Annotated in this window: 13 protein-coding genes; all 13 read right to left on the bottom strand. The window is 70.8% G+C overall.

The window, feature by feature from the left end; all coding sequences use genetic code 11:
• Nucleotides 1-121: 121 nt before the first annotated feature.
• The gene (locus tag AC061S_RS34400; protein WP_478689804.1) at nt 122-1,390 is read right to left on the bottom strand and encodes a DivIVA domain-containing protein; all 1,269 of its coding nucleotides are present in this window, start codon (nt 1,388-1,390) and stop codon (nt 122-124) included.
• Between the two features lie 82 nt (nt 1,391-1,472).
• Nucleotides 1,473-1,769 (bottom strand): YggT family protein, encoded by a 297-nt coding sequence (locus AC061S_RS34395; RefSeq protein WP_112450285.1) that lies wholly within the window; start codon nt 1,767-1,769, stop codon nt 1,473-1,475.
• Between the two features lie 60 nt (nt 1,770-1,829).
• The gene (locus AC061S_RS34390; protein WP_243330182.1) at nt 1,830-2,450 is read right to left on the bottom strand and encodes a cell division protein SepF; all 621 of its coding nucleotides are present in this window, start codon (nt 2,448-2,450) and stop codon (nt 1,830-1,832) included.
• 151 nt (nt 2,451-2,601) lie between these two features.
• On the bottom strand, nt 2,602-3,321 hold the full coding sequence (locus AC061S_RS34385; protein ID WP_478689803.1) for a YggS family pyridoxal phosphate-dependent enzyme: 720 nt from the start codon (nt 3,319-3,321) through the stop codon (nt 2,602-2,604).
• Between the two features lie 3 nt (nt 3,322-3,324).
• On the bottom strand, nt 3,325-4,056 hold the full coding sequence (pgeF, locus tag AC061S_RS34380) for a peptidoglycan editing factor PgeF (protein ID WP_478689802.1): 732 nt from the start codon (nt 4,054-4,056) through the stop codon (nt 3,325-3,327).
• Entirely contained in the window at nt 4,053-5,252 is a 1,200-nt protein-coding gene (gene ftsZ / locus AC061S_RS34375; protein WP_243330151.1) for a cell division protein FtsZ, read from the bottom strand. Before ftsZ ends, pgeF begins: the two co-directional genes overlap by 4 nt.
• A 280-nt stretch (nt 5,253-5,532) precedes the next feature.
• On the bottom strand, nt 5,533-6,399 hold the full coding sequence (locus tag AC061S_RS34370) for a cell division protein FtsQ/DivIB (RefSeq protein WP_478689801.1): 867 nt from the start codon (nt 6,397-6,399) through the stop codon (nt 5,533-5,535).
• Between the two features lie 31 nt (nt 6,400-6,430).
• Complete coding sequence (murG, locus tag AC061S_RS34365; protein WP_478689800.1) at nt 6,431-7,525, bottom strand: undecaprenyldiphospho-muramoylpentapeptide beta-N-acetylglucosaminyltransferase; 1,095 nt, start codon at nt 7,523-7,525, stop codon at nt 6,431-6,433.
• Between the two features lie 6 nt (nt 7,526-7,531).
• Entirely contained in the window at nt 7,532-8,971 is a 1,440-nt protein-coding gene (gene ftsW, locus AC061S_RS34360) for a putative lipid II flippase FtsW (RefSeq protein ID WP_478689799.1), read from the bottom strand.
• Between the two features lie 90 nt (nt 8,972-9,061).
• Nucleotides 9,062-10,552, bottom strand: coding sequence for a UDP-N-acetylmuramoyl-L-alanine--D-glutamate ligase (gene murD / locus AC061S_RS34355; RefSeq protein WP_478689798.1), 1,491 nt, complete (start codon nt 10,550-10,552; stop codon nt 9,062-9,064).
• Nucleotides 10,534-11,604: a phospho-N-acetylmuramoyl-pentapeptide-transferase gene (gene mraY / locus AC061S_RS34350; protein ID WP_478689797.1), complete on the bottom strand. Its 1,071-nt coding sequence runs from the start codon at nt 11,602-11,604 to the stop codon at nt 10,534-10,536. The genes murD and mraY overlap by 19 nt, the downstream gene beginning before the upstream one ends.
• Entirely contained in the window at nt 11,601-13,019 is a 1,419-nt protein-coding gene (locus tag AC061S_RS34345) for a UDP-N-acetylmuramoyl-tripeptide--D-alanyl-D-alanine ligase (protein WP_478689796.1), read from the bottom strand. The genes mraY and AC061S_RS34345 overlap by 4 nt, the downstream gene beginning before the upstream one ends.
• Nucleotides 13,016-14,716 (bottom strand): UDP-N-acetylmuramoyl-L-alanyl-D-glutamate--2,6-diaminopimelate ligase, encoded by a 1,701-nt coding sequence (locus tag AC061S_RS34340; protein ID WP_478689795.1) that lies wholly within the window; start codon nt 14,714-14,716, stop codon nt 13,016-13,018. The genes AC061S_RS34345 and AC061S_RS34340 overlap by 4 nt, the downstream gene beginning before the upstream one ends.
• Nucleotides 14,717-14,742: the final 26 nt, after the last annotated feature.

The following is a 14,742-nucleotide window of genomic DNA, read 5'->3' as shown; positions in this document are numbered from 1 at the left end:
CGCAGCGGCGCCCGCCACCGGGCCGGGGCACGAAAACGGGCCGGGGCACGAAAACGGGCCGGGCCCGGTGCCCCCGAAGGGGAACCGGGCCCGGCCCGACCGTCTGCCGACGGGCTACCGCTTAGTTGTCGTCCTCGTCGATCAGGAAGCCCCGCATGGGAGACGGCGCCTGCTGCATCGGCTGCGGAGCAGCCGGCCGCACCGGAGCCATCGGCTGCGTCATCGCCGGGGACATCTGCTGCTGGCCGCCACCGTAGGAGGGGGCCATCGGGGACGGACCACCCATCGGCGACGGGCCGCCCATCGACGGACCACCCATGGAGTGCATCGCACCGGCCGGAGCCATCGACGGGGTCGGCGACGGCGGCAGCGCGGGACCGGCGGGGTTCCGCGGCGGAGCCAGCGAGTCGTCGGCCTGCGTCTCCAGCTGGCGCAGCTGCGACTCCAGGTAGGACTTCAGACGGGTGCGGTACTCACGCTCGAAGCCCCGCAGGTCCTCGACCTTGCGCTCCAGCGTGGCGCGGGCGGACTCCAGGGAGCCCATCGCGACGCGGTGCTTCTCCTGCGCGTCCCGCTCCAGCGCGTCGGCCTTGGCGCGGGCGTCCCGCTCCAGGCCCTCGGCGCGCGACCGGGCCTCGCCGACGATCTTGTTGGCCTCGGAGCGGGCCTCTGCGATCGCCTGGTCGGCGGTCTGCTGCGCGAGCGACAGGACGCGGGCGGCGCTGTCGCCACCGGGACCCTGCTGCGGAAGCTGCTGCGGCTGCTGGTGCATCTGCTGACCCATGGGCTGCATCTGCTGACCCATCGGCTGCATCTGCTGCCCCATGGGCTGGCCCATCTGCTGGCCGAGCGGGTTCTGGCCACCCATGGACTGCTGCTGCATGGGGTTGCCCATCGGGCCGGGACCCTGCTGGCCCATACCCTGCTGGCCCATACCCTGCTGGCCCATACCCTGCTGGCCCATGCCCTGCTGACCCATCTGCTGCTGCCCACCCATGGTGTGCTGCTGCATGGGGCCGCCCATCGGGCCGGGACCCTGCTGGCCGTGCCCGCCGGGGCCGGCCGGAAGCTGGGGCGGGCCACCCGGAAGCTGCGGCGGACCCATCTGGGGCTGCTGCTGCGGGGGGCCGGATATGGCCGCGGGCACGGGGGCGCCGGGGCCACGCTGGTCCTGGGGCTCGGGCTTGCGCATGCCCTGCTGCTGGTTCTGCGCGGCGGCACGCGTGGCGGCCGCCAGCTTGGCGCGCAGGTCCTCGTTCTCGCGCAGCAGGCGCGTCAGTTCGGACTCGACCTCGTCGAGGAAGGCGTCGACCTCGTCCTCGTCATAGCCTTCTCGCAGGCGGACGGTCGTGAACTGCTTGTTCCGCACGTCCTCGGGAGTCAGCGGCATGTCTTCTTCACCTCTACGTAGTCGTCGGCAGTCGGCAGGACCGTATCGGGACTGTCCCCGCGCCTGCGGGGAAGCTCATCGTTCACACGCTTCTCGCAGCGGTGCTCACGAAACTGATGAGGATGTAAACGATGATCATCAGAACGAAGAAGGACAGGTCGAGTGCCACGCCCCCGAGACGCAACGGCGGGATGAGCCGCCGAAGAAGCTTGAGCGGTGGATCGGTGACAGTGTAGGTGGCCTCCAGAACGACCACCATCGCCTTGCCGGGTGTCCATGAACGTGCGAACTGGAACACGTAGTCCATGACCAGTCGGAAGATCAGCACGATGAGGAAGCACATCAGCGCGATGTAAACCACTTGCAGTGCTACGCCCATCCCGCGCTTCCCTCTCCCCTGCTTCCGCTCTGTACCCGGTCCCGTATCTGACGGATCGGTCTAGCTTTGGTTGAAGAACCCGCCCTCCGCGATGCGGGCCTTGTCCTCCGCCGTGACATCGACGTTAGCAGGAGACAGCAGGAACACCTTCTGTGTCACGCGTTCAATGCTGCCGTGCAGACCGAAGACGAGGCCTGCGGCGAAGTCGACCAGACGCTTCGCGTCCGTGTCGTCCATCTCCGTGAGATTCATGATCACCGGAGTGCCCTCACGGAAGTGTTCCCCGATGGTACGGGCCTCGTTGTAGGTCCGGGGGTGCAGCGTCGTGATGCGGTACGGCTCCCGCTCGGAGACGACCTTGGGCATGATCACGGGGGCGTTCTTCTCCAGATTCGAGCGTTCGGGTGTGATGGACGCCACGGGGGCGATTCGCGCAGGACGTCCGTTTTCAACCGGCATTGGGATGGGTTCCCTTGGTGCCGGGGGCTGGGCAACTCGTACCGGTTCGTCCGATACGGGCGTTTGATGCGAAACGGGTTGCTGTCGGCGGTCCCGGTCGCGCGACCGTTCCGGCTCCGGCTCGGGTTCGAACTCGTCGTCGGGGTCGTACCCCGGGTTGTCGTACCGGTCGTCCTCCACGAGGCCGAGGTAGACCGCCATCTTGCGCATCGCGCCGGCCATTCTCTGAGTCCTCCGCTCTGTGGTGGATCGCCCTGTCGCAGGTGTATCGCCGTGTCACGAATGTCACCAACTGCCCGCGATCCACGTGGCCTGTCCGCTCATCAGCGGAAATGACCATATTTTCTGCTGTGGTCCGACTTTCTTCGCGACGTTACCCGAGCCGGGGTCTCGCGCCGAGTACCGCAGTGCCGACGCGTACATGTGTCGCACCGGCCGCAACGGCCTGTTCCAGGTCTGCGCTCATCCCGGCCGACACCATCGTGGCAGCCGGATGGTCCGCGCGCAGGCGGGATGACAATTCCACCAGCCGCTCGAAGGCCGCTTGTTCGCGTCCCGCGTAGCGCCCGGCCAGCGGAGCGACCGTCATGAGCCCGTCGATGCGCAGTCCGGGAGCCGCCGCCACGAGGTCCGCCAACTCGGCGAGCTGCTCGGGCGCCGCACCGCCGCGGGCCCCCCGTTCGCCCGACTCGGCGTCGAGGGCGATCTGCACCAGGCAGCCCAGTTCCCGTCCGGCTCCTTCCGCGGCCGCCGAGAGGGCCGTGACGAGCTTGGGCCGGTCGACGGACTGCACGAGGTGCGCGTATCCGGCCACGGAACGGACTTTGTTCGTCTGCAACTGGCCGACGAAGTGCCAGCTGAGCGGCAGATCCGCACAGGCCTCGGCCTTGGGGGCCGCGTCCTGGTCCCGGTTTTCCGCCACGTGACGGATACCCAGGTCCGCCAGCAGTCGTACGTCGCTCGCCGGGTAGGTCTTGGTGACCACGATGAGGGTCACCTCCTCCCGCTTGCGGTCGGCGGCCGCGCAGGCGGCCCCGATCCGCTCCTCCACCCGCGCGAGGTTCTCGGCGAGCTCGGACTTACGATCCGTCATTCTTCAGTCCAACCAGACATATCCGGCAAGCCGCCCGGTCATCCGGTCGCGGCGGTACGAGAAGTGGTCCCGCGACTCCAGTGTGCAGACCGGGGACCGGCCGAGGTCGGCCACCCCCGCCTCCGCGAGCTGCGCGTGCACTCCGGCCACCACGTCGACGGCCGGTGTTCCCCAGCTCGTCTCGGCGTACGCGGCCGGCACCACCTCGGCGACCGCCGCCCGCATCTCGGCGGGAACCTCGTAACAGCGCCCGCACACCGCCGGTCCGGTACGGGCCACCATGCGCGCGGGGTCGGCTCCGAGCGAGACCATCGCCTCGACGGCGGCGCCCACGACTCCGGCGACCAGCCCGGGCCGCCCGGCGTGGGCGGCTCCCGCGATGCCGGCGACGGGGTCGGCCAGCAGGACGGGCGTGCAGTCGGCGGTGAGGACCGCGAGGGGGAGCCCCCGACGGGCGGTCACCACCGCGTCCACCGGTGGAATTCCATCGGTGCTGTGCCACGGGCCGTCGACCACCGCCACGTCCCGGCCGTGCACCTGGTTCATCCAGACCACCAGGTCCGGCGCGATGCCCAGCGCCTTCGCCGCGGCGGCCCGGTTCGCGCGAACGGCGGCCGGGTCGTCTCCGACCGCGCCGCCGAGATTGAGCTCCTCGTACGGAACGGCGCTCACCCCGCCCCACCGGTCGGTGAAGGCGAAGTGGGCGCCGCTCTCGCTGTACTGCTCCAGGGTCACTTCAAGAAGTCCGGAACGTCCAGTTCCTCGGCCGGGCTGTCCTGGTACGGCCGGGCCGTCGGGACCTGCGGGGCCGGAGCCTCGGCGACCGGGACCGGCTCGCTGCGGACCGGCTCCTCGCGCGGGGTGACCGAGCCGAGTCCGCCGAAGGCCGGGCGGGCCGGTTCGGCGGCACGGACCGGAGCCGGAGCCGGCTCCTCGCGCTTGGTGGAGGCCGCGCCGATGACGTTGTCGCGGCGGGCCGGGGGCTGTCCGCCGTCGAACCCGGCCGCGATGACGGTGACCCGTACCTCGTCGCCGAGCGCGTCGTCGATGACGGCTCCGAAGATGATGTTCGCCTCGGGGTGCGCGGCCTCGCTCACCAGCTGCGCGGCCTCGTTGATCTCGAAGAGACCGAGGTCCGAGCCACCGGAGATGGAGAGGAGGACGCCGCGTGCTCCGTCGATGGACGCCTCCAGCAGAGGCGAGGAGATCGCCATCTCGGCGGCGGCCACCGCGCGGTCGTCGCCGCGGGCCGAGCCGATGCCCATCAGGGCCGAGCCCGCCTCGGACATCACGGACTTGACGTCCGCGAAGTCGAGGTTGATCAGACCCGGGGTGGTGATGAGGTCGGTGATGCCCTGGACGCCGGACAGCAGGACCTGGTCCGCCGACTTGAAGGCGTCGAGGACGCTGACCTGGCGGTCCGAGATGGACAGCAGGCGGTCGTTGGGGATGACGATGAGGGTGTCGACCTGCTCGCGGAGCTGGGCGATGCCGTCCTCGGCCTGGTTCGCGCGGCGCCGGCCCTCGAAGGTGAACGGCCGGGTGACCACACCGATCGTCAGGGCGCCCAGCGAGCGCGCGATGTTGGCGACGACAGGTGCGCCGCCCGTTCCGGTGCCGCCGCCTTCACCGGCGGTGACGAAGACCATGTCGGCCCCCTTGAGGACCTCCTCGATCTCCTCGCGGTGGTCCTCTGCCGCCTTGCGACCGACATCCGGGTTGGCCCCGGCGCCGAGACCCCGGGTGAGTTCCCGGCCGACGTCGAGCTTGACGTCGGCGTCGCTCATCAACAGCGCCTGGGCGTCTGTGTTGATGGCGATGAACTCGACGCCCTTGAGACCGACCTCGATCATTCGGTTGATGGCATTGACACCACCGCCGCCGACACCGATGACCTTGATGACTGCGAGGTAGTTCTGCGGTGCTGCCACGTCGAAGGCCTCTCGCCTCGAGTTACGTGTCGTTCGCCTCGCGGGCCTGCGGTGCGACGACTGATGCCGAAATTGGGACGGTCCGTACACGCCGACCCGAACCCTAACCCTGAAGTTTAGGGTTATGAGTGTGTCTGTTCCTTGGACTCTTCCGAACAGGACACTAAGTCGACAAGTAGCGCGTGTTCAACGAACACGCCGAACCTCCCGTTTTTCTTTTCACCCTATGTGATCACCCGTATCGGTGGCCAACCAGGGTGCGACGCTGTTCGACCAGACGTCAACTACCGGACACCGCCGGGGCGGTGGGGACGCTCACGTCGAATCGTCCGGCCTTGGGCGAGGCCTTGAGGAGTGCCGTCAGCGCGCGGCCCTTCGCCTCGCCCTGTTCCCCGCTCCCCCAGACCACCGACCGGCCGCCGGTCAACTCCAGTACCACCGAGTCGTAGGACCGGACCGTGACCTGCACGGTCTCCTTGCGGACGGATTCCGGGAGGACGCCGGCGATGACGACGGCCTCGCGCAGCAGCCGTTCCTCGTCGAAACGGCGGCCGCTCGGAGACTGCTGGGAGCTCAGTTCGAGGAGCGGAACACCCTTCGGCGCTTGTCCGACCGTGTCGAATCGCACACCGGAAGCGTCCACTTCCACGAACTGCACGTCCTTCTTGATGAGCAGAACGGGCTTGCGTTCCGTCACCTTCAGCCCGATTCCGTGCGGCCAGGCCCGCACCACATCGACCGAATCGATACGGGGCAGGCGGCCGCGGAGCCGGGCTTCGATCTCGTCGGTGTCCACGGACACCAGGGGTGCGCCGACGGGAACGGCCGCCGCCGCCAGCACCTGTTCCCGGGTCAGGACCTCGGTGCCGGCCGCGGTGACCTTCTCGACCCGGAGCCAGGAGGACCCGTAGAGCACCCACGTGCAGCCGGCGGCCAGGAGCAGCGCGAGGACCAGGCCGGCGACCACGAGGGGTCCCCGGCTCAGCCTTCCCGGAAGCCGCCCGCCGGGGCGCGGCCCGCGGGGTCCCCCGGGGCCGGATCCCTTGGGCGGCTTCGGGGCCTTCGGGGACCCCAGCCGCTTGAGGGGGCCGGAGCCCTTCCCGGCGGCTCCCGGACCGCCACGCTGCGCGGTGCTCGCTCCGGCCACTCCTGTGCCTCCTGCGTCGGTGCTTCCCGCGTCAGCGGGCTCTGTTGGCTGCGATCGCCTCGTACACCATGCCGACGAGCAGCTCGTCGGCGTCGCGGCGGCCGAACTCGGCGGCCGCGCGGGACATCTCGTACAGGCGGTGCGGGTCGGACAGGACCGGGAGGACCTGGCTGAGCACCCACTGGGGTGTCAGTTCCGCGTCGTCCACGAGCAGGCCGCCGCCGGCCTTGACCACCGGCTGGGCGTTGAGCCGCTGTTCGCCGTTGCCGATCGGCAGCGGGACGTAGGCGGCGGGCAGCCCGACGGCGGACAGTTCGGCGACGGTCATCGCGCCCGCGCGGCAGAGCATCATGTCCGCGGCGGCGTACGCGAGATCCATCCGGTCCACGTACGGTACCGGCACATAAGGCGGCATCCCGGGCATGTTGTCGACACGCGGCAGTTCGTTCTTCGGGCCGACCGCGTGCAGGATCTGGACCCCGGAGCGCTGGAGGGTCGGCGCGACCTGCTCGATCACCTCGTTGAGGCGGCGGGCGCCCTGCGAACCGCCGGAGACCAGCAGCGTGGGCAGGTTGGGGTCCAGGCCGAAGGCGGCGCGCGCCTCCGGGCGGACCAGCGCCCGGTCGAGGGTGGAGATGGAACGGCGCAGCGGGATGCCCACGTAGCGGGCGCCGCGCAGCTTGCTGTCCGGGGTGGAGACCGCGACGGCGAACGCGTACCGGGAGCCGATCTTGTTGGCCAGTCCGGGCCGCGCGTTGGCCTCGTGGACGATGATCGGCACCCCGAGGCGCTTGGCCGCGAGGTAGCCGGGCAGGGCCACGTAGCCGCCGAAGCCGACGACGCAGTCGGCCTTGGTGCGCAGGAGGATCTCCTCCGCGGCCTTGATGGTGCCGCGCAGCCGTCCTGGGACGGTGATCAGCTCGGGCGTGGGCCTACGGGGCAGCGGAACGGCCGGGATCAGTCCCAGCTCGTAGCCGCGCTCGGGCACCAGGCGGGTTTCGAGTCCGCGTTCCGTGCCGAGGGCGGTGATGCCCACGGAAGGGTCCTGCCTGCGCAGGGCGTCCGCGAGGGCGAGCGCCGGCTCGATGTGGCCGGCGGTCCCCCCACCGGCGAGTACGACATGCACGGAAAATCACCGCTCTCCGGACGGACGCGTCTTGACGCGCCGTCTCATCGACTTCCATCTCTGCCCGGTCCGCGGCCGGCCGTTCTTGGGCCTCCGCATCGCGAGCGCCGCCCGTGCCGCCGGCTCCTCACGCGCGAAGGCGATGAGCAGTCCGACCGCGAACATGGTCGGCAGCAAGGCCGACCCGCCGTAGGAGAACAGCGGGAGCGGGACCCCGGCGATCGGCAGCAGACCGAGCACCGCACCGATGTTGATCACGGCTTGCGCCGTGATCCAGGTGGTCACGCCTCCCGCGGCAAACCGTACGAAGGGGTCCTCCGTGCGTCCGGCCACGCGGATACCCGCATAGCCTAGGGCCGCGAACAGGGCGAGCACCGACAGCGTCCCCGCCAGACCCAGCTCCTCGCCGGTGATGGCGAAGATGAAGTCGGTGTGGGCCTCTGGCAGTTGCCCCCATTTTTCCACACTGGCACCCAGCCCGGAACCGAACCATCCGCCCGATGCGAGGGCGTAGATTCCGTGGACGGCCTGCCAGCACAGCCCGTTTTCGGGCAGCTCGGTCACCCCGATGCACTGGAGCCGGTCCATGCGGTGCGGGCTGGTCTTGATGAGCAGCGCGACGAGCACGCCCACGAAGGCCAGTACCGCCGCGAACATCCGCGTCGGGGCCCCGGCCAGCCACAGCAGGCCGAACAGGATGGCTCCGAGGATCATCGCGGTGCCCATGTCCCCGCCCAGCATGATGAGCCCGAGCAGCAGGAAGGTGACCGGGACCAGCGGCACCAGCAGGTGTTTCCACTGGCTCAGCAGGTCCTTGTCGCCCTTGCGCGCCAGCAGGTCGGCGCCCCAGAGGATGAGGGCGAGTTTGCCGAACTCACTGGGCTGGAGCATGAACGGACCGCCAAGGGAGATCCAATTCTGGTTGCCGTTGATCGACACCCCTATCCCGGGCACCTGGACCAGGACCATCAGGAAGAGGGTGCCGGTGAGCACCGGATAGGACAGGGCCCGGTGGAGTTTGACGGGCATCCGGGAGGCGAGCAGCAGCAGTCCGGTGCCGATCAGGGCCGCCAGGAACTGCTTCTTGAAGAAGTACGCGTCGCCCAGGCCGAGCTGGAGCGCCTTGATCATGGAGGCCGAGTAGACCATCACCAGGCCGAGCACGGTGATGAGCAGCGAGCTGCCGAAGATCAGGTAATACGCCGTGAGGGGCCGGTCCCAGGCCTGGCGCAACTGCCGTTGCGTACGCCGCAGCCGGGTCAGCGGGCCGCCCCCGGCGGGCCGACCGGGACGCGCCGCCGGGCGCCCCCGGCCCAGCGCCCTGCCGGCCCTGGGCCCCCTGGGTACGCCGGGTTTGGCGCCCTTGCCCTCTTTGGCGGTCTGGGCAGCCTTGGCGGACTTGTCGGCTGACGGCCGCCGCCCCGGCAGCACTTGCTTGGCCGGCATCTGTGATCTTCCCCTCCAACTCGTACGAGGCGAGCAGCCGGTCGGCCGGAGGGAACCTGCCCTGGATCGGACCGGACCCCGGGGGTGTTCCTAGGCCTGCTCGGCGGCCAGTTCGCGCACCGCGTCGGCGAACGCGTCCCCACGCTTGCCGTAGTTCGCGAACATGTCCATCGAGGCGCAGGCAGGTGCCAGCAGAACCGTGTCGCCGGGCTCCGCGAGCCGGGCCGCTTCCCGGACCGCCGCGAGCATCGCCCCAGTGTCGGTCCGTGCGAGGTCCACGACCGGGACCTCCGGGGCGTGTCGCGCCAGTGCCTCGGCGATCAGGGCACGGTCGGCGCCGATCAGTACGACGCCGCGCAGCCGCTTCGCCGCCTTCTGTACGAGCTCGTCGAAGGTCGCGCCCTTGGCGAGGCCGCCGGCGATCCAGACGACCGGCTCGAAGGCCGCCAGGGAGGCTTCCGCGGCGTGGGTGTTGGTGGCCTTGGAGTCGTTCACGTACGTGACCCCGCCCACCTCCTCCACGTGGCTGACCCGATGGGCGTCCGGCCGGAAGTCGCGCAGTCCGTCGCGGACGGCGCGCGGTTCCACGCCGAAGGCGCGGGCCAGGGCCGCGGCGGCGAGGGCGTTGGCGATGTTGTGCGGGGCCGGCGGGTTGACGTCCGCGACCTCGGCGAGTTCCTGGGCGTTCTTCTGCCGGTTCTCCACGAAGGCCCGGTCGACGAGGATGCCGTCGACGACGCCGAACATGGAGGGGCCGGGAGCTCCGAGGGTGAAGCCGATGGCCCGGCAGCCCTCTTCCACGTCCGCCCCCACGACCAGGTCCTCGGTGGCCTTGTCCGCGGCGTTGTAGACGCAGGCGACCGTGTTGCCCTCGTAGATCCGGCCCTTGTCGGCGGCGTACGCCTCCATGGAGCCGTGCCAGTCGAGGTGGTCGGGGGCCAGGTTCAGGACGGCCGCGGAGTGCGGGCGCACCGAGGGCGCCCAGTGCAGCTGGTAGCTGGAGAGCTCGACGGCGAGTACGTCGTACCGCTCCTCGCCGAGCACCACGTCGATGATCGGGGTGCCGATGTTGCCGACGGCCACCGTCCGGAGCCCGGCCGCCTTGAGGATCGAGGCGAGCATCTGGGTGGTGGTGGTCTTGCCGTTGGTGCCCGTGATGGCGAGCCAGGGAGCCGGCTCCCTGCGGGGCTCGCCGGTCCGGGCGGCACGCTGGTCCTCGGCGGCCTCGCGAAGCAGCCAGGCGATCTCGACGTCGCCCACGACGTCCACACCGGCTGCGGCCGCGGCCGCGAACAGCGGGCTGTCGGGCTTCCAGCCGGGCGAGGTGACCACGAGGTGCGTCCCCTCGGGCAGGACCTCTCCCGCCCGGGCGCCGCCGTCCAGGCTGCCGAGGCGGACCTCGATGCCCAGCTCCGCGAGCTCGGCGGCCCGCGCACGCTGCGCGTCGCCGTCCCCGTTGTCGACGACGGTCACCCGCGCACCCAGCCCGGCCAGGGCACGCGCGGCGCTGATGCCGCTCACGCCGAGGCCGGCGACGGTGATGTTCTTGCCCTGCCAGGCGGTCACTTGTCGGCTGCCCATCCCGCGTAGAAGACTCCGAGGCCCACGATCACGCACATGCCCTGGATGATCCAGAACCGGACGACGACCAGGACTTCGGACCACCCCTTGAGTTCGAAGTGGTGCTGGAGCGGCGCCATCCGGAAGACGCGCTTGCCGGTCAGCTTGAAGGAGCCGACCTGGATGACGACCGACATGGTGATCAGGACGAAGAGGCCGCCGAGGAGCGCCATCAGGAACTCCGTGCGGGAGCAGATCGCGAGGCCGGCGAGCGCGCCGCCGAGGGCCAGCGAACCGGTGTCGCCCATGAAGATCTTGGCGGGCGAGGTGTTCCACCACAGGAAGCCGAAGCAGGCGCCCATCAGGGCGGCGGCGACGACCGCGAGGTCCAGTGGGTCGCGCACCTCGAAACAGGCGCCCGGGTTGGTCAGGGTCTGCGCGTTGGCGCAGGACTCCTGGTACTGCCAGACGCCGATGAAGGTGTACGCGCCGAAGACCATCACGGCGGCGCCGGTGGCCAGGCCGTCGAGGCCGTCGGTCAGGTTCACGCCGTTGGACATCGCCAGGATCATGAACAGCGCCCAGACCACGAACAGCACCGGGCCGATCGACCAGCCGAAGTCCGTGACGAACGACAGCTTGGTGGAGGCCGGGGCGAGTCCGCGCGCGTCCTTGAACTGCAGCGCGAGCACGGCGAAGGCGATGCCGACGATCAGCTGGCCGGACATCTTGGCCTTGGCCCGGAGACCGAGCGAACGCTGCTTGACGATCTTGATGTAGTCGTCGAGGAAGCCCACCACGCCCATGCCCGCCATCAGCATGAGGACGAGGAGGCCCGAGAAGGTCGGCTGGCTTCCGGTGATCACCTTGGTGAGGGCGTACGCGATCAGCGTGGCCAGGATGAAGGAGATGCCGCCCATGGTGGGCGTGCCCTTCTTCCCGGCGTGGCCGCGCGGCCCGTCGTCCCGGATGAACTGGCCGTAGCCCTTGCGGGCCAGACCCTTGATCAGCAGCGGGGTGCCGATGAGCGTGAGGAAGAGTCCGATGACTCCGGAGAACAGGATCTGCCTCATCGGCCGGCGACCTCGCCGTCGAGCAGGGCCTGGGCCACCCGCTCCAGACCGGCTGACCTGGAAGCCTTCACCAGCACGACGTCTCCCGGGCGCAGTTCACTGCGCAACAGGTCGACCGCCGCCTGCGCGTCGGACACGAGCACCGACTCCTCACCCCACGAACCCTCGTTATATGCGCCCAGTTGCAGCCAGGAGGCTTCCCTGCCCCCGACCGCGACCAGCTTGCTCACGTTGAGCCGGACGACAAGCCGTCCGACCGCGTCGTGCTCGGCGAGCGCGTCGTCTCCGAGCTCGGCCATCGGGCCGAGCACCGCCCACGTGCGGCCCCCGTGCGCCTTGCCGGCGCCGCCCATCGCGGCGAGTGCGCGCAGTGCGGCCCGCATGGACTCGGGGTTTGCGTTGTAGGCGTCGTTGACGATCGTCACACCGTCCGCCCGCTCGGTGACCTCCATCCGCCACCGGGACAGGCTGCCCGCCCCGGAGAGCGCGGTGGCGATCTCCTCGACGGTCATGCCCAGCACGTGGGCGACGGCGGCCGCGGCGAGCGCGTTCGACACGTGGTGCTCACCGTACAGCCGCAAGGTCACGTCGCTGCACCCGGTCGGTGTTCGCAATGTGAAGGAAGCCTGTCCTCTGTCCGTCATCCGGACTTCGGTGGCCCGGATTTCGGCGTCCTCGGCCTCGCCGAACAGCACCGTACGGGCCTTCGTGCGCCCGGCCATGGCACGTACCAGCAGGTCATCGGCGTTGAGGACGGCGATGCCGCCCTCCGCCTCGGACGGCAGGGCCTCGACGAGCTCGCCCTTGGCCTGCGCGATCTGTTCCCGGCCGCCGAACTCCCCGATGTGTGCGGTGCCGACGTTGAGGACCAGGCCGATCCGCGGGGGCGTCAGTCCGGTGAGGTAGCTGATGTGGCCGATGCCGCGGGCGCCCATCTCCAGGACCAGGTGCTGCGTGTCCTCGGTGACCCGCAGCGTCGTGATCGGCAGGCCGATCTCGTTGTTGAGGTTCCCGGGGGTCCACACGGTCGGCGCGTGGTGCTGCAGGACCTGGGCGATCAGGTCCTTGGTCGAGGTCTTGCCGGCGGAGCCGGTGAGGGCCACGACGTCGGTGCCCAGCCGTTCGACGACGGCTCGGGCGAGCGCTCCGAGGGCGGCCACCACGTCGGGGACGACGATGGCCGGGACACCGACGGGCCGGGTCGCGAGGACGGCCACGGCGCCGGCGGCCAGGGCGCGTTCGGCATAGTCGTGGCCGTCCACCCGCTCCCCGACGAAGGCGGCGAACAGGCTGCCGGCCTCGACCTCGCGGGAGTCGTAGACCACGGGGCCGGTGACCACGGCGGACGGATCCGGTATGTCGTGGGGCTGCCCGCCGGTGATGTCGGCGATCTCGGCGAGGGAGAGGGCGATCACTGGTTCACCTCGGCCTGTCGGGGACGCTGGCGTGCTTGGGTCTCGATGGCCGCGCGCAGGACCGCGCGGTCGTCGAAGGGGCGTACGACGCCCGCGGTGTCCTGGCCCTGCTCGTGGCCCTTGCCGGCCACCAGCACGGTGTCCCCCGCCTCGGCGCGCGCGACGACGGCGGCGATGGCCGCCGCCCGGTCGGCGTCGACCAGGACGGTGCCCCGCTCGGCGGGCGGCACGGACACGGCACCGCGGAACATCGCGGCGAGGATCGCGAGGGGGTCCTCGGAGCGCGGGTTGTCGGAGGTCAGTACGGCGGTGTCGGCGAACCGGGCGGCCGCGGCGCCCATCGGGGCCCGCTTGGTGGTGTCGCGGTCGCCGCCGCAGCCGAGTACGACGTGCAGCTTGCCGGTGGTGACCTCGCGCAGGGCCCGCAGCACCGATTCGACGGCGTCCGTCTTGTGCGCGTAGTCCACGACGGCCAGGTACGGCTGTCCCGCGTCGACCCGCTCCAGCCGGCCGGGCACCCCCGGGACCGCGGCGACGCCGTCGGCGGCGGTCTGCGGGTCGAGGCCGGCGGCGGCGAGGGTGACGACGGCGGCGACGGTGTTGGCCACGTTGAACGGGCCGGGCAGCGGGGCGGTGGCCCGTACCCGCTCGCCCGCGGGACCCACCAGGGTCAGGGTCGAGTCCATGTGGTGCGAGACCACGTCCTCGGCCCGCCAGTCGGCGGCCGGGTCGCCCGCGGCGGAGAAGGTGACGACCGGGATCGGCGACTCCTTGGCGAGGCGGCGGCCGTATTCGTCGTCGATGTTGACCACGCCGAGGCGGGCGCGGCGCTCGGTGAAGAGCTGCGCCTTGGCCTGGAAGTAGTCCTCCATGTCGGAGTGGAACTCCATGTGCTCCGGGCTCAGGTTGTTGAAGACGGCCACGTCGAAGACGCAGCCGTCGACCCGGCCGAGCACCAGGGCGTGGCTGGAGACCTCCATGGCGACGGCCTCGACGCCGCGTTCGCGCATGACCGCGAAGAGCGCCTGCAGGTCGGTGGCCTCGGGGGTGGTGCGCTCGGACTTGATCCGCTCGTCGCCGACGCGCATCTCGACGGTGCCGATGAGCCCCGTCCGGCGTCCGGCGCCGCGCAGGCCGCCCTCGACGAGGTACGCCGTGGTGGTCTTGCCGGAGGTGCCGGTGATGCCGATCTGGAGCAGGGCCTCGCCCGGCCCTCCGTAGACCGCGGCGGCCAGTTCTCCCATCCGGCCGCGCGGGTCGGCGACGGCGAGGACCGGGAGTCCGGTGGCCGCGGCGCGCTCCGCGCCGGCCGGGTCGGTCAGCACGGCGGCGGCGCCGAGGGCGGCCGCCTGCGCGGCGAAGTCCGCGCCGTGCAGCTTGGCGCCCGGCAGGGCCGCGTAGAGGTCTCCGGGGCGCACGGCACGGGAATCGTGCGTGATGCCGGTGATCCGGGTCTGCGCGCCGGGGACTTCCACTCCGAGCAGCTCCGCCAGCTCGCCGAGGGGGGTCGGGCGCACGGACAGGGGGCGTGGCGCTCCCGGCGGCGCTGCCGGTGCGTCGTTCTGGGTGGTTCTGGGCTGATCAGCGTGGGGCACGGCGGTGAGCGTACCGGGCCCGGCGGGCCGCTCGCGAAGCGAGGGCCCGGCCTCGGGGGCGGCGGACGCGTGGTTCCCGGATTCGGGGGTGATCGTTGTCACTGGTGGTGCCTCACGCTTTTCTGGGG

This window comes from Streptomyces sp. CA189, assembly GCF_056428985.1.
This window is presented reverse-complemented; position numbering and strand designations above follow the sequence as displayed.